Annotated in this window: 21 protein-coding genes; 6 read left to right on the top strand and 15 right to left on the bottom strand. The window is 71.3% G+C overall.

The window, feature by feature from the left end:
* Positions 1-92: 92 nt before the first annotated feature.
* The 3 genes from OHA11_RS46080 to OHA11_RS46070 all read right to left on the bottom strand — a co-directional run bounded on the left by OHA11_RS46080 (position 93) and on the right by OHA11_RS46070 (position 3,532).
* Entirely contained in the window at positions 93-908 is an 816-nt protein-coding gene (locus OHA11_RS46080) for an N-formylglutamate amidohydrolase (protein WP_266508397.1), read from the bottom strand.
* A gap of 105 nt (positions 909-1,013) precedes the next feature.
* A complete protein-coding gene (locus OHA11_RS46075; protein WP_266508661.1) occupies positions 1,014-1,610 on the bottom strand; it encodes a hypothetical protein in 597 nt (198 codons plus the stop codon).
* Between the two features lie 368 nt (positions 1,611-1,978).
* The gene (locus OHA11_RS46070) at positions 1,979-3,532 is read right to left on the bottom strand and encodes a GMC family oxidoreductase (protein ID WP_266508395.1); all 1,554 of its coding nucleotides are present in this window, start codon (positions 3,530-3,532) and stop codon (positions 1,979-1,981) included.
* Positions 3,533-3,739: 207 nt separating this feature from the next.
* On the opposite strand from OHA11_RS46070, the gene OHA11_RS46065 reads away from it, so the two are divergent.
* From OHA11_RS46065 to OHA11_RS46040, 6 genes are all read left to right on the top strand, one after another.
* Positions 3,740-4,966 (top strand): sedoheptulose 7-phosphate cyclase, encoded by a 1,227-nt coding sequence (locus OHA11_RS46065; protein WP_266508393.1) that lies wholly within the window; start codon positions 3,740-3,742, stop codon positions 4,964-4,966.
* Positions 4,959-5,408 carry a cupin domain-containing protein gene (locus tag OHA11_RS46060; RefSeq protein WP_266508392.1) on the top strand — a complete coding sequence of 150 codons (450 nt, stop codon included), beginning with the start codon at positions 4,959-4,961 and terminating at the stop codon, positions 5,406-5,408. The genes OHA11_RS46065 and OHA11_RS46060 overlap by 8 nt, the downstream gene beginning before the upstream one ends.
* Positions 5,405-5,755: a hypothetical protein gene (locus OHA11_RS46055; protein ID WP_266508391.1), complete on the top strand. Its 351-nt coding sequence runs from the start codon at positions 5,405-5,407 to the stop codon at positions 5,753-5,755. Before OHA11_RS46060 ends, OHA11_RS46055 begins: the two co-directional genes overlap by 4 nt.
* Positions 5,752-6,135: a hypothetical protein gene (locus OHA11_RS46050; protein WP_266508389.1), complete on the top strand. Its 384-nt coding sequence runs from the start codon at positions 5,752-5,754 to the stop codon at positions 6,133-6,135. Before OHA11_RS46055 ends, OHA11_RS46050 begins: the two co-directional genes overlap by 4 nt.
* Positions 6,136-6,221: 86 nt before the next feature.
* Complete coding sequence (locus tag OHA11_RS46045; RefSeq protein WP_266508388.1) at positions 6,222-6,794, top strand: VOC family protein; 573 nt, start codon at positions 6,222-6,224, stop codon at positions 6,792-6,794.
* Complete coding sequence (locus OHA11_RS46040; RefSeq protein ID WP_266508386.1) at positions 6,787-7,446, top strand: O-methyltransferase; 660 nt, start codon at positions 6,787-6,789, stop codon at positions 7,444-7,446. Before OHA11_RS46045 ends, OHA11_RS46040 begins: the two co-directional genes overlap by 8 nt.
* Before the next feature lie 69 nt (positions 7,447-7,515).
* Here OHA11_RS46040 and OHA11_RS46035 read toward each other — a convergent pair whose 3' ends face one another.
* The 12 genes from OHA11_RS46035 to OHA11_RS45980 form a co-directional block, all read right to left on the bottom strand.
* Entirely contained in the window at positions 7,516-7,989 is a 474-nt protein-coding gene (locus OHA11_RS46035) for a carboxymuconolactone decarboxylase family protein (protein ID WP_266508384.1), read from the bottom strand.
* Between the two features lie 92 nt (positions 7,990-8,081).
* The gene (locus OHA11_RS46030; RefSeq protein ID WP_266508383.1) at positions 8,082-8,213 is read right to left on the bottom strand and encodes a hypothetical protein; all 132 of its coding nucleotides are present in this window, start codon (positions 8,211-8,213) and stop codon (positions 8,082-8,084) included.
* 86 nt (positions 8,214-8,299) lie between these two features.
* Complete coding sequence (locus OHA11_RS46025; RefSeq protein ID WP_266508382.1) at positions 8,300-9,304, bottom strand: sugar kinase; 1,005 nt, start codon at positions 9,302-9,304, stop codon at positions 8,300-8,302.
* Complete coding sequence (locus OHA11_RS46020) at positions 9,301-10,284, bottom strand: SMP-30/gluconolactonase/LRE family protein (RefSeq protein ID WP_266508381.1); 984 nt, start codon at positions 10,282-10,284, stop codon at positions 9,301-9,303. Before OHA11_RS46020 ends, OHA11_RS46025 begins: the two co-directional genes overlap by 4 nt.
* 35 nt (positions 10,285-10,319) lie before the next feature.
* Complete coding sequence (locus OHA11_RS46015) at positions 10,320-10,952, bottom strand: bifunctional 4-hydroxy-2-oxoglutarate aldolase/2-dehydro-3-deoxy-phosphogluconate aldolase (RefSeq protein WP_266508380.1); 633 nt, start codon at positions 10,950-10,952, stop codon at positions 10,320-10,322.
* Positions 10,953-11,023: 71 nt separating this feature from the next.
* Positions 11,024-11,830: a hypothetical protein gene (locus OHA11_RS46010; RefSeq protein ID WP_266508379.1), complete on the bottom strand. Its 807-nt coding sequence runs from the start codon at positions 11,828-11,830 to the stop codon at positions 11,024-11,026.
* An 8-nt stretch (positions 11,831-11,838) separates the two neighbouring features.
* Complete coding sequence (dgoD, locus tag OHA11_RS46005) at positions 11,839-12,984, bottom strand: galactonate dehydratase (RefSeq protein WP_266508378.1); 1,146 nt, start codon at positions 12,982-12,984, stop codon at positions 11,839-11,841.
* Entirely contained in the window at positions 12,981-13,754 is a 774-nt protein-coding gene (locus OHA11_RS46000; protein WP_266508377.1) for a FadR/GntR family transcriptional regulator, read from the bottom strand. Before OHA11_RS46000 ends, dgoD begins: the two co-directional genes overlap by 4 nt.
* 34 nt (positions 13,755-13,788) lie before the next feature.
* The gene (locus OHA11_RS45995) at positions 13,789-14,562 is read right to left on the bottom strand and encodes an SDR family NAD(P)-dependent oxidoreductase (RefSeq protein ID WP_266508375.1); all 774 of its coding nucleotides are present in this window, start codon (positions 14,560-14,562) and stop codon (positions 13,789-13,791) included.
* A 72-nt stretch (positions 14,563-14,634) separates the two neighbouring features.
* Positions 14,635-16,713 carry an alpha-galactosidase gene (locus OHA11_RS45990; protein WP_266508374.1) on the bottom strand — a complete coding sequence of 693 codons (2,079 nt, stop codon included), beginning with the start codon at positions 16,711-16,713 and terminating at the stop codon, positions 14,635-14,637.
* Complete coding sequence (locus OHA11_RS45985; RefSeq protein WP_266508372.1) at positions 16,710-17,558, bottom strand: carbohydrate ABC transporter permease; 849 nt, start codon at positions 17,556-17,558, stop codon at positions 16,710-16,712. Before OHA11_RS45985 ends, OHA11_RS45990 begins: the two co-directional genes overlap by 4 nt.
* Positions 17,558-18,493 carry a sugar ABC transporter permease gene (locus OHA11_RS45980; protein ID WP_323186800.1) on the bottom strand — a complete coding sequence of 312 codons (936 nt, stop codon included), beginning with the start codon at positions 18,491-18,493 and terminating at the stop codon, positions 17,558-17,560. The genes OHA11_RS45985 and OHA11_RS45980 overlap by 1 nt, the downstream gene beginning before the upstream one ends.
* Position 18,494 lies beyond the last annotated feature (1 nt).

The following is an 18,494-nucleotide window of genomic DNA, read 5'->3' as shown; positions in this document are numbered from 1 at the left end:
GCCGAACATCGGCAGGACCATCGGCACTCCCGTTGCCGGGACCACCCGTTTCCCGTTCACCGCGAAGACTCTTGGCCCGTTCCCGGTGGGCGCTAGCCGCGTCCCGTGTCTACCCCGCTCGCCATGTCGACCAGGTCGGCGAGCGCGTGCGCGACCGTATCGAGGCCGGGGCCGGCCGGGCCGCCCGGCTCGGACATGTAGACGTCCCGTCGGATCTCGATCATCAGGGCGCTGACCCGTTCGTCGTTCCCGTAGTACTTCAGTGGGACGTACGTACCGCTGAAGGGGCTGTTGACTCCCGTGCCGCCGAAGCCCGCGAACGCCTTCTCGGCGTGGGCCAGGAGGCCGGCCGGGGTGTGGAAGGCGTCCCGGCCCAGGCAGATGGGCGGCCGGGGTCCGTCTCCGTGCAGCTCGTAGGGCAGGCGCTCGGTCGGGTAGGAGTGGACGTCGATGATCACGGCCCGTCCGACGGTGTCCAGCCGCTGGGTCACGGCGTCGGTGACGGCGGCGGCGTACGGGTGGAAGTACCGGTCGATGAGCGGCTGCCCGTCGTGGTCGGCCGGGCGGAGGTCCGCCCTGTGCGTGGTCCGCGTGTAGACCGCGCCCATGCCCACCGCCAGCATCTCCTCCCGGTCGTCCGGGAATCGTTCGGGGTCGACGACCAGCCGCGACAACAGGTTGACGAACTGCCAGGGCTCGGTGGCGCAGCGCTCGGCGGCCGTCGCCGCGATCCGGGCGGTGTGCGCGTCGGTGATGTGGTCCAACTCCCGTTCCAGCGCCGCGTCTTCGAGCACGATGCCGCCGCGCACGTCCGCCGGGATGACCCGCGAGGAATGCGGGACGTGCAGGATCACCGGGGAGTCGGGCGCGCCGGCCACGAGACGGTGGGAAGCCGACACGTCGTTCATTCAGGAGTCCTTGGTGTGTGCGGGTGCGGGGTGCGGGTCGCGCCTCGGAGGCAGGGGTGCCCTTCCTCCACAGCATGAGACGGAGACCCGCACGATGCTGCCGAACTACAGGCCGTCGCGCACCATGGCGGCGACGATCTGGACGTGGCGATCGGCCGCCGTGTTCGAGAACTCGTTGTCGTAGTTCAGGCCGTAGGGCCAGAAGTGCCCGCCGCCGGTGGACAGCGTGGCGCCCGAGCCGTCGTACTGCTTGACGAGCGCCGTGGCCTGCGCGCCGCGCCAGGTACCGCTGCCGCCGAGGGAGGACCAGCCCGAACTCGTACCCACGCCGATGGTGTGGGCGATCTCGTGCAGCGCGGTCCTCTCGGTCATGTAGCCCCGGTTGCCGAAGCGAATGGTTCCGTTGATGTTGCCATCAGCGGTGGGTACGCCCGGGTCGTAGCGGACGGTGATGGTCTTGCCCAGGTCGCTCAGGTTGTTGTACCGGGCCACCGCGGCGTTCATGGCTGCCGTGATGAGGGTGTAGGCCGTCTGCTGGTCCTGGGTGGGGTTGCTCGCCCGTTCGAGGGTCCAGGTGATGGTGGCCGCCGCCACCTGTTCCCGGGGTACGGGGGCAGCCTGCGGTGCGGCCTGCGCGACGCCGGGCCCGGCCAGTAAGGCTCCTGCCAGCGCGGCTATGGCCACCTTCCTTCGCCACGGCATGGCCGTTCGCTCAGTGGGCTCCGGGGTCTGTCGTGGGCTCATGGGAACTCCTCCTGCGTATGGGGGTTGGGGATGCCGTGTCCGACATTTCAAGCATTGTTCGAGATGCCGATCAGGCAACCGATCCCCGCAAGTAACCAGTCGGGGCCTGTGCCGTCAAGTGACCCAGCCCATCCGCCACTTCACCGGTTTGCTTGCTACGCTCCCGTCGCTACCTGTACGCGGAAGCCCGAGCTGACAACGTGGCCGCGTACACCATCGTCTGGGAGATCCGGCTGCCGCGTGTCGTGCTCGGCGCCGTCGCCGGTCCGGTCCCGTCGCGTCGGAGGTGGGCGGACGCGGGAACGTCAGATCGCGGGGTCCTCGGTTCAGGCCGCGGGGTCCTCGGTGAAGTGGTCGGCGATGCGTTCGGCGATCATGATCACGGTGAGGTTGGTGGCCACCGAGGGAACGTCGGGCAGGATCGAGGCGTCGACCACTCTGAGGCCGGACACTCCTCGCACCCGTCCGCGGAAGTCGACGACGGCGTGAGCGTCGGGGTCGGGCCCCATGGGCGCGGTGGCGCACAGGTGCGGGTACGGCTTGACGTGGGCGCGCAGGTATGCGGCCACATCGGCGTCCGATGTGCGGGCGGGGCCGGGGGCGATCTCGTCGAGGCCCAGTGACCGCAGCGGGGCGGCGTCGGCGAGCTCCCGGGCGAGAGCGGTCGCTTCGATCATCTTGCGCAGGTCCTTGGGGTGGTCAAGCAGACCGAGGTCGAGCCGGGGCGCAACGGCCGGGTCGGTGCTCACCAGTTGGAGCGTGCCGTGGGCGTCGGGTTCCGGGCGGGTGACGGAGAGCAGGATTCCGAGTCCGCTGCCGTGCGGGTACGCGTCGGATCGTACGAGGTGGCTGGGAGCGATCTGGAGGTCGAGTTCCCCGGCCGCGGCGAGGGAACTCCGGGTCGTCAGCAGGACGGACACCGGGGGCGTGGTCGCACCGAGTCGCTCGGCAGGCGCGCTGAACAGCAGGTAGGCGCAGGGGTGTTCGCGGAGGCCGCGGCCGACCGGCAGGTCGGCGACGACCTCGACGCCCAGTCGCTTGAGCTCGTCGGCGGGTCCGATGCCGGAGCGCAGCAGGACGGCCGCACTGCCTGCCGCGCCCGCGGACAGGACGGTTTGCCTGGCCCGCAGGAGGTCGCCGTCGGCGGTGCGGACGCCGATCGCGTTTCCGCCTCGGTCGAAGGCGACGGTGTCGATCGTGGTCGCGCCCATGATGTGCAGGTTGGGCCGGTCGCGTGCCGCCCGGTGCAGGTACACCAGGCCTGTGCTCTGGCGGATGCCGTCGGCGAGGCTGAGCGGAAAGGGGCCGATGCCGCCGTCGTGCGGGGCGTTGAGGTCGTCGACGGAATCGAAGCCGAGAGCGGCGCAGGCGTGGCTGAAGGCCTGATGGGCCGGTGAGAGGTCCTTCGGGGAGACGCGGCTGATGCGTACGGGTCCGTGCTGCCCGTGCAGGGCCGGGTCGTTGGCAGTGCCGCTGTCCCGGTCCGCCTCCAGTTTCCGGTAGTAGGGCAGGACGTCGTCGTAGCCCCAGGCGGTGAGTCCGTTCCGCGCCCAGCGACGGAAGTCGGTGGGGTGGGCGCGCATGGCCACTCCGGCGTTGATGGCCGACCCGCCGCCGAGGACCTTCGCCCGCACGACCGACGCCGCATGACCGGTGCGTTGGGGGTCTGGCGCGGGCGCCTCCCACAGAAGCGAGGGGTCACCTTCGTAGACCGCGCCGCTGAGGATGTGGCGGGGCAGTTCGTGGGGCGCGTAGGCAGGGCCTGCCTCGGTCAGGAGCACGCTGCGGCCGGGGTGTTCGCTCAGCCGGGCGGCCAGGACGGCTCCGGCGGAGCCACCGCCGACGATCACGACGTCGTACTCAAACGGGCTGGTACCCAAGGAAGTTACTGCCGTCGCCATGCTCTCCTCGATCTTGCCATGGGCTCCCCGGGAGGGTGCCTAGCACGTATCCCATTCGTCGGGTGACGGATTGTTGCACAGAGATCACCACATGTAATCTTCGTCGCGTCGGGGGCCGCAACGGGGTTCAAGAGCTTCGGCCGGCCCCGATGTCCCCACATCAGAAGTGAAGAGGGTCTTGTCGTCATGCCCAAAACACATCAGAGCCCGCAGGATCTGGGGCTGCGGCCCGCGAGTGCCGTCCCCCGGGCGCTCGCGCCGTCGCGGACGGCTTGGGCGGTGCGCGCCGAGCAGGCCGTCGAGTACGACGTCGTCCTCACCCGCGGCCTGCTGGATCCCGCCGACGACTCCCTTGCCCGCGCGGGCGTCGACCCGGCTGCCGCACCACCGGCGCGGCGCTGCGTCATCACCGAGCGAACCGTCCAACAGCTGTACGGGGAGCGCCTGTCGGCGTACTTCCGGGCCCAGGGGATCGACGTGCGCTGGCTGGTCCTGGACCTGGGTGAGGAGAACAAGAGCATCGAGTCGGTCCTGCGGGTCGTGGACACCTTCGACTCCCACGGGATCCTGCGGCGAAGGGAGCCGGTCATCGCCGTGGGCGGCGGTGTCCTGACCGACGTCGTGGGATTCGCCTGCAGCTCCTACCGGCGCGGACTGCCCCATGTCAGGGTGCCGACCACACTGATCGGCCTGGTCGACGCGGGCATCGGCGCCAAGACCGGTGTCAACCACGGCGGGAGCAAGAACCGGCTGGGCAGCTACTTCCCCGCCCGGTGCACCCTGCTCGATCCCACCTTCCTGGCGACCTTGCCGAACCGTCACCTCTCCAACGGGCTGGCGGAGATCCTCAAGATCGCACTGGTCCTGGACCGGCGGCTGTTCGACCTGTTGGAGAGGCACGGCTCGGTGCTGCGCGCCGAACGCTTCCAGGGGCTCTCCGACCCCGGCGCGCAGGCCGCGGACGAGACGCTGCGCCGCGCGATCGGCGGCATGCTCGCCGAACTCGAACCCAACCTGTGGGAGGACCGGCTCGAACGGGCCGTCGACTACGGCCACTCCTTCAGCCCGGCCCTGGAGATGCACGCGCTGCCCGGCCTGCTGCACGGCGAGGCCGTGGCCATCGACATGGCACTGACCACGGTCATCTCCTGCGGCCGGGGACTGCTCACGACCGGCCAACGCGACCGCGTACTGGCCGTGACGACGGCTCTCGGGCTTCCCCTCACCCACCCGGTGTGCCGGCCGGACCTGCTGGAGCAGGCCCTCGCCGACACCGTCCGGCACCGCGACGGCCGCCAACGGCTGCCGCTGCCCGCCGGCATCGGATCGGCCCTGTTCGTGAACGACCTGACCGGGGACGAAGTCCGGTCCGCCGCCGCTTTCCTACACGAAAGAGGAACCAAGAATGCCTGACGAACTACTCGTCGCCGACGTGCGCGGCGCGTCCGCCGTGCACGCCATGCACGGTGGCGCGGACATCGCCCGCTGGAAATGCCTGGCCCGCCGGATGGGGCTGGCCGGGACCTGGGAAGCCATCGAGTGGGCGTCCCTGCCGCCCGGCGCGGTCTGCGGGGAGCACCGTCACACCCGTACCGAGGAGCTCTACTTCGTCCTCCAGGGCGAGGGCGAGATCCTCCTCAACGACGTGCCGCACCGCATCCGTCCCGGACACCTGGTCGTCAACGGGCTCGGCACGCGTCACCAGTTCCGCAACCTCGGTGACCAGGACCTCAACTGGCTCGTCATCGAGGTCTTCGGGCCCGCCACCACCCGGGCGCTGATCGGCTCAGGCGCCGACCTCGTCGGCGCCGCTTCCGTCTCCGAGCCCACGCCCGCCCTTGAGAGGACATCATGAGCACCGCCACCATCATCGATCTCGCCGCCTGTGGAGAGGTCGACCTGTCCACCCTGCTGACGGGGCCGCTGCGCCAGGCCCGCGTCGTCACCCTCGACGCCACGCAGGCCGAAACCCTGTCGGCCGTCGACCGCGAGCACACGCTCTTCGTGCTGGAGGGCACCGGTTCCGCGCAGGCCGGCACCACGACGGTCGACCTCACGGCAGGCACTGCCGTCACCCTGCCGCTCGGCGGAACGATGACCATCAGCGCCGCCCGCGAACCGCTGCGCTACTTCCACGCGAGCCTGATGACCCCCTCTGCCGGGTCGCTCTCGCCGACTGTCGAGGAAGCGGACGCACAGTGATCGTCACCACCGTGGAGGAGTCCACCCGAACGTTCAAGAACGGTGCCGCGCACACCGCGAGCCGTTCGCTGGCCCGGCGCGGCTTCTTCTTCTCCGAGACCGAGGCCGTCGACCATCTCCACCTGGCGCCGGGTGCCGAGATCGGGGTGCGCGGGCGCGAGGGGACCGAAGAGATCTGGTTCGTCGCCGACGGCGACGGCCACCTCCTGCACGCCGACGGATCGACCAGTGTGCTGCGCCGCGGCGCCCTCGCCGTCTGCGCGTTGAACAGCGGGGCGCGCCTGCGCGCGGGTGACCGCGGCACGCAGCTCGTCCTGGTCGCTGTGGCACCCCGGCACCTCACCGCCGTCATGCCGCCCCGACTGCCCGTAGCCTCGTGACGTCCACGGCTGGGACGACCACCTCGTCCCCCGGCCCACGACATCCACGTGGACCACGCACTCCAGGCATCCCTGGCGCCACCAACATGGACCACGTCGCCTATACGGTGCCCGACCTCGACCAGGCCGTGGCCTTCTTCACCGAGGTCGTCGGCGCCGAGCTGATCTACCGCGAAGGCCCCGTCCAGGACCCGCACGGCGACATGATGCGCCGCCAGCTCGGCGTTCACCCCACAGCCGTCGCGCGCATCGCCATGCTCCGCCTCGGCCCGGTGACCAACCTCGAGTTGTTCGCGTACGACGCTCCGGACCAAAGCCGTGTCCTGCCGGCCAACAGCGACTGGGGGGGCCACCACCTGGCCATCCACGTCACCGACATCGACGCGGCCGTGCACTACCTGCGCGAGCAGCCGGGGGTCGAGTTGCTCGGCACCGCCCAGACCATCCCGAGCGGACCGATCGCGGGCAATCGGTGGATCTATTTCCGTACCCCCTGGGGCATGCAGATGGAACTCGTCCAGGCGTCCCCGGGCCGCCCCTACGAGAGCACGACCCAAGCACGCCGATACGGCCCGGCACCCGCGTGGGACACGGACCACTCCTGCCCTCCCGGCACCCCGCCCCCGGACCATCAACCCGCAAGGAACCCCTGTGCGTGATCAGATCGACATGACCCCTGCCCTGCTGGACTACGTCCGTGACGTCTCCCTGCGCGAGGACACGGTGCTGCGCGAGCTGCGCGACGACACCGCCGCGCTGCCCGACGCGATCATGCAGATCCTTCCCGAGGAAGCCCAGTTCCTGGCGCTGCTGATCCGGCTGACCGGCACGCGCGATGTCCTGGAGATCGGCACCTTCACCGGGTACAGCACGCTGGCGATGGCCCGCGCGCTGCCGCCCGGTGGGCAGGTCGTCACCTGTGATGTCAGCGAGGAATGGACCTCGATGGCCCGTCGTACCTGGCAGCGGGCAGGCATCGACGACCGTGTCGACCTCCGTCTCGGCGACGCGACGGCGACCCTGGAAACGCTGCGGACCGAGCGTGGGCCCGCTTCGTTCGATCTCGTCTTCATCGACGCGGACAAGGCCCACTACCCGCACTACTACGAGGAGTCCCTCGCCCTCACCCGTCCTGGTGGCCTCATCGTCCTGGACAACACCCTGTGGTCGGGCCGAGTTGTCGACCCCACCGCGCAGGACGCCGACACCCAAGGCGTACGCGAGGTCAACGGCACCCTCCTGAAGGACGAGCGAGTCGACGTGTCCATGCTCCCCATGGCCGACGGCGTCACCCTCGCCCGCAAGCGGTAGCCCCTGAGACGGCGGCCGGCCCGGGCGGACGACGAGAGACCGGCGTTGGCCCGGGCCGGTTGCCCCTCGTTATCCGAACTGGCCGGGCTGGTAGTCGCCGGCGGGCTGCTGGACCATGACGTTCAGACGGTTGAAGGCGTTGATGAAGGCGATGATCGACACCAGCGAGGCGAGCTGCTCCTCGTCGTAGTGCTTGGCGGCGTTCGCCCAGGCCTCGTCCGTGACCCCACCGGCCGCGTCGGCGATACGAGTGCCCTGCTCCGTCAGTTCCAGGGCCGCGCGCTCGGCGTCGGTGAACACCGTGGCCTCGCGCCAGGCCGCGACCAGGTTGAGGCGAACCGAGGTCTCCCCCGCCTCCGCGGCGTCCTTGGTGTGCATGTCGGTGCAGAAACCGCAGCCGTTGATCTGGCTGGCGCGGAGCCTCACCAGCTCCTGGGTCGCGGCCGGCAGCGTCGATTCCCCCATCACCTTGCCCGCTGACACGAGGTGCTTCAGGGACTTCATCGCGAGCGGGACGGCGAAAAGGTTCAAACGGGCTTCCATGGTGCACTCCTTGCCGTGGTTGGCGGATACACCTCTATGACGGGACAGCCCGGCGAGATGTGACATCGCCGAATGTGACGCGCGCCTCCCTTTCAGCGAGGCGGCCTCACCTCGCGGCGCCGGACGGCCGCGGTTCCTCCGAGGTCGTCGAGCAGGTCGGCGAGCAACGTGCGGGCAGCGTCGAGGGCTGTGGTGCCGAAGCGCTGCCGAAGGCGTTCCGGCACGCCGGCCGTGTCCCTCGGTGACCTGACCGCGGGGCAGGAGTTGCGCGCCCACATCGCGGCGTTCCTCGAATTCCAGGACGGAAAGATCACCGCTCAGCGGAACTACGACTGCTACGAGCCTCGACAGCCCACTCATGGGTCGGGAGGTCGAGGAGCCGTTTTATTCGGGCACGGTCCGGCAAAGGGCCGTGATCCCCCATCACTTTGAGGGCCGACGCGGCGGTGATGTGTCCGAGCCGCAGTGCGCGTTCCACGTCCCCGTCGCGCAGCAGGCCGGTCAGGAATCCGGCGGCGAAGGCGTCACCCGCGCCGACGGGCTCCACCACGTCCGTGCGCGGCGCGGGCACGGTCCACACTCCCTCGTCGCCGAAGGCAGTGGCCGCATGGCCACCGTCCTTGACGACGAGGAGCCGCGGGTGCGGCAACAGCCTCCGTACGTCGGCCGGTTCGAGGTCGGCGTCCCAGAGTTCCTGCGCCTCGTCGAGGCCGACGAAGGTGATGTCGGCGCGGTCGGCCAGGTCGCGCAGCACGGGGGCCGCCGTTCCGGGCGGCCACAGCGCGGGGCGGTGGTTGACGTCGAAACTGATGGCGTACGGGCGCTCGCCGGGCGGGGTGGCAAGCGCCTGCACGACCAGGGTCCGGCAGGACGGGGACAAGGCCGGGGTCACGCCGGTGAGATGGACGACGGAGGCCGACCTCAGTTTGTCGTCGTCCAGTACGTCGGGGCCCAGGGCCGAGGCCGCCGAGTTGCCGCGGTAGTAGTGGACGCGGGTGCGGGTACCGGTCGGCTCCTTCACCAGCAGGCCCGTGGGCCGTTCCGGGTCGCGGCGCACGCCGCTGACGTCGACGCCCGCCGCGCCGACCGCGGCGCACACGCGCCGTCCGAGCGCGTCGTCGCCCACCGCCGACAGCCAGGAGACGGGGATGCCCAGATCCGCCAGGTACATCGCCACGTTCGACTCGGCCCCGGCCACCGACACGTGCAGGTCCTCGGCGGTCTCCAGTGATGCGGAGGGGGCGGGAGCGAGGGCGGCCATGGTCTCCCCGATGCAGACCACCGCTCCTTCGGCGGGCCGCCAGGCGTTCTTCATGAAGCCTCCCCCGGGAACGAGGCAAGCGAAGGGGATGACGGGTGGTGGCGATAGGCCGCTGCCGGCCGGCCCGGTACGTCGACCCGGGCGGTGAACACCGCGCCGTCGTACGGGCCGGGTTCGGCGAGTCCCACGCGGGCGGTCGTGATGTGGAGGAGGTTCTCTTGGAGGCACACGCCGGCTGGTTGACGTGCGGGCAGACTCAGTGTGCGGTCCAGGCGGCCGTCCGGCAGATACCGGCGTACGGTTCCCGTGCCCCACACCGCGACCCATACGGCGCCTTCGGCGTCCACCGCCATGCCGTCGGGGCTGCCGTCGTCGACGGTGACGTACACCTCCGGGGTCCCGAGGTCGGCGGTGGCCGGGTCGACGGGGTAGCGCCGGATGACGCCCCGGGCGCTGTCGGCCAGGTACATGGTGGCGCCGTCGGCGGTGAACGCCGGCCCGTTGGGCACCGTGATGCCGTCGAGGACGCGGGCCACCGTGCCGTCGTGGTCCACCCGGTAGAGGGAGCCGGCTCCCTCGTCGGCGTCGTAGGCCATGCTGCCCGCCCAGAAGCGGCCGAACGGGTCGGCGGTCCCGTCGTTCATCCGCGTGGGGCGTGCGGCGTCCGCCTCTGGCTGTGCCAGCCACCGCGTCGTACCGTCGGGAGAGAGCAGGCAGATCCCGGTGCCCGCGGCGGCGATCCAGCTGTCGGGAGTCCCGGCCACCGGGGCCACCGCGCCCAGGGGAACGGGTAGTTGGGCGAGTTGCCGCAGGGGGTCGGTGGGGTGGCCGACGGCGGTGAGCAGACGGCCGGCGAGGATGTCCACGAGGACAATGCCGCGGTCCGTCCAGCGGATGCCCTCGCCGAGTTCCAAGCGGTCCGGGCGCAGGGCCTCGACCTCAACTCCGGCCCCGGCCTCGACCCCGGCCTCGACCCCGGCCTCGACCCCGGCCTCGACCCCGGCCTCGGCCTCGGCCTCGGGTGAATCTGCCATGTCCCCTACGCCTTCGGTGTGCGCTGCGGCTTCGGTCACGACGCGTCTTTCTGTACGACCTTCAGGAAGGCGCGGGCGCGTTCACGCAGGGCGGGCAGGCTGCCGCCGTCGGCGGCGTCACCGACCAGCGGCGAGCCGACGCCGACCGCGGTCGCTCCCGCGTCCAGATACGCCCGGGCGGCCGCCTCGTCGACACCGCCCACCGGTACGAACAGCTCGTGCGGGAACGGGCCGCGCAGGGCCTTGAGGTAGGCGGGGCCACCGGCCTCGGCGGCCGGGAAGATCTTCAGCGCGGCGGCGCCGAGGGGCCGTGCGGCCAGGATCTCGGTGGGGGTCAGCACTCCGGCGAGGACCGGCAGGCCGAGTTCGCGTGCCGCGCCGACGCCGTCGCCGAGTGCGGGGGTGACGGCGAAGTTCGCACCGGCCCGGCGGGCGGCGCGGGCGTCGTCGGCGGTCAGGACCGTACCGGCGCCGAGGGGCCGGTCGGGGCCGAGCGCCTCGCGTGCCCGCTCGATGACGGACAGGGCGTCCGCTCCGCTCAGGGACACCTCGATCAGCTCGACACCCTCGTCGGCCAGGGCCAGTACGGTGTGTACCGCGGCTTGGGGGTCGGTACCGCGGATGATCGCGACCAGGCGGTGGGCGGCCAGGGCGGCTCGCAGATCCATGGACGAACTCCACTCCTCTTCACGCAGGTTCGCATACGTCGGTTCAGACGGGTCGGTTCACACAGGTCGGTTCAGCTACAGCTGCAGTTCGCGGTCAGGGTCAGCCGCCACCGCACCTCACCCGAGGCGGGTACCACGGCGGCGTCGCCGAGGCCCGCCTCGGCGAGGTCGAAGACGCGGCCGAGCATCGGTTCGACGCCCGTGCTGCGGTAGGGGTGCTCGTCGGGGTAGCCGCCCAGGTTGCGCCACAGGGCGATGGACAAGGGCTGTCCGTCGGCTTCGAGAGCCAGGGACAGACGGTCCGCCTGGTCGTGGACGCAGCAGTGGGAGGCGTCCACGACGGCTCCGACGGCGGTGCCGTCGTCGGGACCGAGGTGGTCCAGGCGCAGTCCGCAGGGTGCGGGCCAGTTCCCTTCCACCCATGGGGCGCCCGTAGGCCACGCCCGGTCCAGCAGTGGTGCCGCCTCGGGGAAGAGACGGGTGTCGGCTCCGTCGCGGATGTGCGGCCTCGCGTGGTCGGAGAGGTCGAGCAGGGCGTGGGCGGCCCACACGAAACGGAAGCCCTCGTCGGCCTTCAGTTCGTAGTCGGCCTCGGCTCCGTCGGGGGTGCCGCGGATCGTGCGGGTGAGGGTGAAGCGGTCGCAGTGGACGGCGTCGCTCTCCCCGTCTCGCGTCCAGGGCCGCGACCAGGCGTCACCGTGGTCAGGAGTCCCGCGGACCGTGGGGATGCACTCCTCCAGTCCGCCCGCGTCGACGAAGACGTCGCCGGGTGACACGTTGTCCCGCTCGGGTGCCTCGCGCCGCCACAGCCATTCGCGTCCGGCGGTGCGCAGGGAGGTCCAACGGCCGCCGTGGGCAAGGTCGGTGACGATGTCCATGGGCGAGCTCACCATTCCGCGAAGGAGCCGTCGGAGTGCCGCCACACGGGGTTGCGCCAGGCGTGGCCGGTGCGGTCGGCGGCCCGTACGGCGTCCTCGTCGACGGTGATGCCGAGGCCGGGGACATCGCGGCGGGAGGCGTGGCCGTCGACGAACCGGAACGGCTCGGGGTCGACGAGGTAGGAGAGCAGGTCCGCTTCCTTGTTGTAGTGGATGCCGCGGCTCTGCTCCTGGATCAGGAAGTTCGGGGTGGCGAAGGCGATCTGGAGACTGGCCGCGAGGGCGATGGGGCCGAGGGGGCAGTGCGGGGCGAGTTGAGCGCCGTAGGTCTCGGCGAGCGAGGCGATGCGGTGCACCTCCGAGATGCCGCCGGCGTGGGACAGGTCGGGCTGGGCGACCGCGACGCCCGCGGCCAGTACGGGCAGGAACTCGGCGCGTCCGTAGAGACGTTCACCGGTGGCGAGCGGTACGGGACTCGCGGCGACCAGCCCTGCCAGCAGATGGCCGTGCTCGGGTACGACCGGTTCTTCGACGAACAGCGGGTGCAGCGGGGCGAGTTCGGCGAGGACGCGGCGGGCGCCGGCGGCGGTGAAGCGGCCGTGGAAGTCGACGGCGACGTCGCGGTCCGGGCCGAGTGCCTCGCGGGCGGCGGCCACGCGGGCGACGATCGCGGCGGTCTCGGCGGCGGTGGGGACCGGCGAGGTGGCTCCGGCGGCGTTCATCTTCACCGCGGTGAAACCCGCCTCGACCTGGGCGGCTATCTGATCGCTCAGCTCGGCGGGTTCGTCGCCGCCCACCCAGGCGTAGACCCGGACGCGGTCGCGTACCGGGCCGCCGAGGAGGGCGTGCACGGGAGCGCCGTACGTCTTCCCTGCGATGTCCCACAGGGCCTGGTCCAGGCCGGCGACGGCGCTGGAGAGGACCGGGCCGCCCCGGTAGAAGCCGCCCTTGGCCAGCACCTGCCAGTGGTCCTGGATGCGCAACGGGTCCTGGCCGACGAGGTGTTCGGCCAGGACGTCGACGGCGGACCGGACGACCTCGGCGCGCCCTTCGACGACCGGTTCGCCCCAGCCGACCACGCCCTCGTCGGTCTCGACGCGGCAGAACAGCCAGCGGGGCGGGACCAGGAAGGTCTCGATGCGGGTGATCTTCACTGGGAGCGGGAGCCTTCCACGGAATCGGAGCCGGAATCGACATCGGCATCGGAGTCGGCATCGGAGTCGCCGACGCGGTCCAGATCGCGGCCTGCCTGGTCGAGCAGGGCACGCATCGCGGCCTCGGCGGCCCCAGGGTCCCGGTCGCGTACGGCGTCCAGGACGGCCCGGTGGGCCGGGACCGGGTCCTCGCTGTGCGGGGAGCTGTGCACGATGCGGTCGCGGTGGGCGAGGCCGGACTCGATCACCATCTCCATGCGTTCGAGGAGTTCGTTGTGGGTGGCGGCGAGCAGGGCACGGTGGAAGGCGAGGTCGGACTCGACGGCGTGGGCGGCGTCGCCGTCCCGCTCCCCCATCGCCTCGATGGCGGCGTCCAGAGCGGCCAGGTCCTCGTCGGTGCGGCGCTCGGCGGCCAGGCGCACGGCGGCGGGTTCGATGATGGCGCGTACTTCGGCGAGGTTGTGCAGCAGCGCCCGGTCGGACTCGGTGGTGCGGCCGCCCTCGAACTGCCAGCGCAGCACGTCGGCGTCGAGCAGGTTCCACTCGGCGCGGGTACGCACGAAGGTGCCGCGGCGCTGGCGGGCGTCGACCATCCCCTTGGCGGCGAGCACCTTGAGCGACTCGCGCAGCGCGGTCAGGCTCACGTCCAGCTCGCTCTGCAGCGCGACCAGGTCCAGCGTGGCCCCCTCGGGGATCTCACCGCCCAGGATGCGACGGGCGAGGAGTTCCACGGTCTGGCCGTGCACGCCGCGACGGGCATAGGGCGTCATGTCGTACAGCCTTTCTGCTGGTGAGGGGGCGTGGTCATGCGGAGGCCTTGACGACGCTCCAGCCGCCGTCCACGACGAGACTCGTCCCGGTGATGTAGGAGGCTTCGTCGGCGCTGAGGAACGCGATGGCCGCTGCCACCTCCTCGGGGGAGCCGAAGCGGCGCACCGCCGTCTCGGCGATGCTGCGTTCCCGGTCCTCGGGCGGGACCCTGTCCCAGGCGGCGGTCAGGATCGGGCCCGGCACGACGGCGTTGACGCGCACTTCGGGCCCGTACTCGACGGCGAGTTGGCCGCACAGCGACAGCAGGGCGCCCTTGGACGCGGCGTAGGCGGGATGGCCGGGGATGCCCTTGTGGGCGTGGACCGACGAGGTCAGCACCACGGCTCCCCGGCGCTCCCGCAGGTCCGGCAGCACGGTCCGGAAGCCGAGGAAGCCGCCGGTGAGGTTGACGGCGAGCTGCCGCTGCCACGAGGCGAGGGACATCGTGTGGGCCGGCGCCACCTCGACGGTGTAGGCGTTGCTGACGAGGACGTCCACGGGCCCGAAGTCGTGGGCGGCGGCCACGATCCGCGTCCAGTCGTCCTCCTCGGCCACGTCGGCTCTCACGAACCGGGCGAGGCCACCGGCCTTGGTGATCCGCGCGGCGACGGCCTCGCCCTGGTCCTCGGCGAGGTCGGCGATCACGACGGCGGCTCCCTCCTCGGCGAGGCGTGCGGCCGTGGCGGCTCCGATGCCGGAGGCCGCTCCGGTGACCACGGCCGTGCGGCCGGTGAAGCGGGCGCCGTGCCGTCGTGCGGACTGCTCCATCGTGGGGTTCGACTCCTTCGCGGGCGTGGGACGGTTGATCGGCCGCCTTTAAGAACATATGCCGGACCGGGCTCACTGCCGTATCAGCACCACCAGTTCGGCGTCATGGCAGGCGCTCCAGGCGAAGGGCAGTCCGTAGTGGAGCAGGTGAGCTCCGCTGTATTCGCTGCCCGATTCGGCGTCGCGGTAGCGCGCCTGCGGCGAGAGCCCTCGTAGTCGCAGCCGGGCGGGGCCGCCGGGCACCAGCGGAGCCCCGTCCAGGCGCCCCGTGCTGAGGGCCGCGACGACCGTGCGCCCCGTCTCCGGGTCGTCGTACTGCACACCGAAGGTGGGGGCCTCGGGGGTGCCGAGGATGCGGACGTCCCCCCGGTGGACGGTCTCCCGGACCTCCTTGTAGCGGGCGATCCACCGGGTGGCCTCGGTGCGCTGGTCGGACGTCCAGGCGCGCAGGTCCGCGCCGATGCCGAGGACGCCGCACATGGCGTTCACGAACCGGAAGGCGAGACTACGGTGCCGTGGGTCGAAGACTCCGGGGGCGTCGGTGACCCAGGAGCTCATGACGTGCGGGGCGTGGGCGTGCAGGAAGCCGTGCTGGATGGACAACCTGTCCAGGGGGGCGGTGTTGTCGCTGGGCCAGACGACGTCGGTGCGTGCGAGGGTCGCGTGCTCGATACGACCGCCGCCGCCCGCGCAGCCCTCGATGGTGACGTCGGGGTGGGTGGCACGCAGGTGGTCCAGGACGCGCAGGTATCCGGCGACGTGCTGGGCGTCCAAGTCGAGGTGGTCCGCGCGTTCGGTGCCGGGGCGGCCTCGTTCGGTGGGAGGCCGGTTCATGTCCCACTTCAGGTAGCCGACGGCGTGCTCGGTGAGCAGCCGGTCGAGCATGCCGATCACGAAGTCCTGGACGTCCGTGCGGCCCAGGTCGAGCAACAGCTGGTTGCGGACCAGGCGGGCGGGGCGGCCCTCGATCCGGTAGACCCACTCAGGGTGTTCGGCGTACAGGCGGCTGGCCGGGCTGACGGCCTCGGGCTCGACCCACAGGCCGAAGTCCAGCCCGAGCGCCCGGATGCCCTCGACGAACGGGCCGAAGCCCTGCGGGAACGCCGCCGGGTCCGGGTACCAGTCGCCCAGTCCCCCGGTGTCGTCGCCGCGGCCGGTGAACCATCCGTCGTCGACGACGAAGAGTTCGGCACCGATGTCGGCGGCCAGCTTGGCCAGCTCCAGTTGGCCGGCCGCGTCGACGTCGAAGCCGGTGGCCTCCCAGGAGTTGTAGAGCACCTTGCGGGGGCGGTGCAGCCGCTCGCCGGCGAGGTGGCGTTCGTAGCGGTGCCAGACGCGGGAGAGGCCGTCGAGACCGTCGGGGCTGAAGGCGCAGGCGAGGCGGGGGGTGGTGAGGGTGTCGCCGGGGGCCAGGTGGACGACGCCCTCGTGCGGGACCCGCCCGGCACGGACGCGCACAGTGCCGCCCGCCTCCGCCTCCGCGGTGATGTGCCAGTTGCCGGGCCATTCGAGGGCGATGCCATAAGCCGCCTCCGCCTCCCCGTCCTGTACGGCGAGCCAGGGAGCGTACGCGTGTCCGGGCGCGCCCTGGAGACTGCCCATGGTGAACGTGCCCCTGGCCAGGTCGAGTTGGGTGCGCTGGAACTCCTGGGACCACTGGCCGGTGAGGTACGTCAGCCGGGCGACACCGGTGACGGGGATGTTCACGGCGGCCGAGTCGAGCCGCTCCAGGCGGAGTTCTTCCGTGGAGGTCAGTTCGGTCCAGCGGAGGATCACATCCGTGCCCGGAACCGTCTCGTAGCAGAGGACCGTACGCAGTCCCAGGACGTCGTCGGTGAAGGTGAGCCGCAGGCTCCCCTCGCCCTCCTCCGCGCCGTCGAAGTCCCACCAGACGCCCCGGTCCTGACCCGGGCGTGCCGCCATCAGCTCGGATCCCGTGAACGGCCGTAGCCCGTAGGGCAGATACTCGGCGGGCGCCACGTCCGCGGGCGTGACGAAGTGGGTCCGCCGCCACCAGTCGAGGGCGGATGGGCCGTCTTCGACGCCGAGCGGTCCCCAGGCGTCCAGTTCGGCCCAGGGGCCGTCCGGGGACAGGCGGACGGTGTAGCTGGTGCGCTCGGTGCGCAGCGTCCAGCGCGGGTACGACGTCACTTCACCGCTCCCAGGTTGAGGCCCGCCACGAAGTGCCGCTGGAACCGCAGGAATACGGCCACGGTGGGCGCGGCGGCGATGACTGAGCCCGCGGCGATCACGTTCCACATCGATACGTACTGTCCTTGAAGTCCGATGAGGGCCGCGGTGATCGGCATCTTGGTGTCGCTGCGCAGCACGGTGATCGCCCAGAGCAGGTCGTTGAAGATCCAGGTGAAGGACAGGGCGCTGAGGGCCGCGAGGGCGGGGCGGGTCAGCGGCAGGATGATCCGCCAGAAGATCTGCCACGGTCCGGCGCCGTCGACGACCGCCGCCTGCTGGATCTCCGCGGGTATCCCTCGCATGAAGCCGTGCAGGACGAAGACGTAGAAGCCGACGCCGAAGCCGATCTGCACCCCGATCAGCGCGGGCAGGGTGTCGAAGACCCCGATCAGCTCGCTGAGCTTGGAGACGGGGATGAGCAGGATCTGCGGGGGTAGCAGGTTGCCGCCGAGCATCAGCAGCAACAGGGAGCGGCGAAAGGGCAGTTCGTAGCGGCTGAGCGCGAACGCGGCCATGGCGGCCAGCGCGAGCGTCACCAGGACGCACGGCACGGTGACCAGCAGGCTGTTGATCAGGGCGCGCTGCTGGCCGCCGTCGTTCCAGGCCTGGCCGAAGTTGCCGAGGGTGAAGGACTGCGGCCAGCTGCCCAGGCCGTGCGCGGCGATGTCGTCGAAGGTACGCAGGCTGGTCACCAGGACCAGGGCGATGGGCAGCAGCCACAGGAGGGCCAACGCCCCTGCGCCCAGGTGGAATCCGGCGGTCGCGGCCCGCTTGCGGCGCAGTGCCGTGGACGTGGCGGACATCAGTCGGCCTCCCGGAACGCGCGGACGAGATAGGAGCAGATGACGCCGAAGGCCAGGACGAAGATGACGACGGCCAGTGCGGAGCCGTAGCCAAGTCGCAGGGATTGGAAGGCAGTTGAGTACATGTAGGTGCTCAGCAGCTCGGACGAGTGGTAGGGGCCGCCGCGGGTCAGCGACCACACGACGTCGAAGGAGCGCAGCGAGTCGATGACGATGACGGACAGAACGACCGCGTTGACGCTGCGGAGTTGAGGCAGGGTGACGTGCCTCAGGCGTTGCCAGGCGCTCGCGCCGTCGACCTTGGCGGCCTCGTACAGGGCCGGGTCGATGCCCTTGAGGCCGGCCAGGTAGAGGACCATGACGTAGCCGATCTGGCGCCACAGCGCGGGCACGATGACCGCGTACAGGGCGGTGTCCTGGTCGGCGAGCCAGGCGTGGCGCAGGCTGCCGAGGCCGACGGATTCCAGGAGTTGGTTGAGGACGCCGTCGGGCTGGTAGATCGCCTGCCAGACGAGGGCGGTGGCGACCAGGGAGAAGACGACGGGCAGGAACAGGGCCGCGCGGTAGAAGCCGACGCCGCGCCGCTCCTGCTGGAGCAGCAGCGCGGCGGCGAGGCCGAGCAGGGCGGACAGGCCGCCGAAGAGCACGAGCCAGAGCACGGTGTGTCCGGCCGCGCCGCGGAAGACCTCGTCGTGGGCCATCTCCCGGAAGTTGTCCAGGCCGATGAACTGCGGCGCGGAGACACCGTCCCAGCGGGTGAGGGCGAGGTAGAAGCCCTGCGCGGCGGGCCAGAACACCCATACCGCTTCGGCAAGGAGCGGGACGAGGACGAACGCGAGCACCAACGGGGGTGTACGGCGCGGGCCCCCGGTCCGCCGGCCGCGAGGCTTCGGCGGGGCCGGGGACTTCCGGTCGGGCGCGGTCAGGACTGCCACG

Origin of the sequence: Streptomyces sp. NBC_00878 (assembly GCF_026341515.1) — a bacterium.
GTDB lineage: Bacteria > Actinomycetota > Actinomycetes > Streptomycetales > Streptomycetaceae > Streptomyces.
This window is presented reverse-complemented; position numbering and strand designations above follow the sequence as displayed.

What these genes read in the sequence shown, in the direction of transcription:
- OHA11_RS46080 (WP_266508397.1), bottom strand. Translation starts at nt 908, where the DNA reads ATGAACGACGTGTCGGCTTCCCACCGTCTCGTGGCCGGCGCGCCCGAC.
- OHA11_RS46075 (WP_266508661.1), bottom strand. Translation starts at nt 1,610, where the DNA reads ATGCCGTGGCGAAGGAAGGTGGCCATAGCCGCGCTGGCAGGAGCCTTA.
- OHA11_RS46065 (WP_266508393.1), top strand. Translation starts at nt 3,740, where the DNA reads ATGCCCAAAACACATCAGAGCCCGCAGGATCTGGGGCTGCGGCCCGCG.
- OHA11_RS46060 (WP_266508392.1), top strand. Translation starts at nt 4,959, where the DNA reads ATGCCTGACGAACTACTCGTCGCCGACGTGCGCGGCGCGTCCGCCGTG.
- OHA11_RS46055 (WP_266508391.1), top strand. Translation starts at nt 5,405, where the DNA reads ATGAGCACCGCCACCATCATCGATCTCGCCGCCTGTGGAGAGGTCGAC.
- OHA11_RS46045 (WP_266508388.1), top strand. Translation starts at nt 6,222, where the DNA reads ATGGACCACGTCGCCTATACGGTGCCCGACCTCGACCAGGCCGTGGCC.
- OHA11_RS46035 (WP_266508384.1), bottom strand. Translation starts at nt 7,989, where the DNA reads ATGGAAGCCCGTTTGAACCTTTTCGCCGTCCCGCTCGCGATGAAGTCC.
- OHA11_RS46025 (WP_266508382.1), bottom strand. Translation starts at nt 9,304, where the DNA reads ATGAAGAACGCCTGGCGGCCCGCCGAAGGAGCGGTGGTCTGCATCGGG.
- OHA11_RS46020 (WP_266508381.1), bottom strand. Translation starts at nt 10,284, where the DNA reads ATGGCAGATTCACCCGAGGCCGAGGCCGAGGCCGGGGTCGAGGCCGGG.
- OHA11_RS46015 (WP_266508380.1), bottom strand. Translation starts at nt 10,952, where the DNA reads ATGGATCTGCGAGCCGCCCTGGCCGCCCACCGCCTGGTCGCGATCATC.
- OHA11_RS46010 (WP_266508379.1), bottom strand. Translation starts at nt 11,830, where the DNA reads ATGGACATCGTCACCGACCTTGCCCACGGCGGCCGTTGGACCTCCCTG.
- OHA11_RS46000 (WP_266508377.1), bottom strand. Translation starts at nt 13,754, where the DNA reads ATGACGCCCTATGCCCGTCGCGGCGTGCACGGCCAGACCGTGGAACTC.
- OHA11_RS45995 (WP_266508375.1), bottom strand. Translation starts at nt 14,562, where the DNA reads ATGGAGCAGTCCGCACGACGGCACGGCGCCCGCTTCACCGGCCGCACG.
- OHA11_RS45985 (WP_266508372.1), bottom strand. Translation starts at nt 17,558, where the DNA reads ATGTCCGCCACGTCCACGGCACTGCGCCGCAAGCGGGCCGCGACCGCC.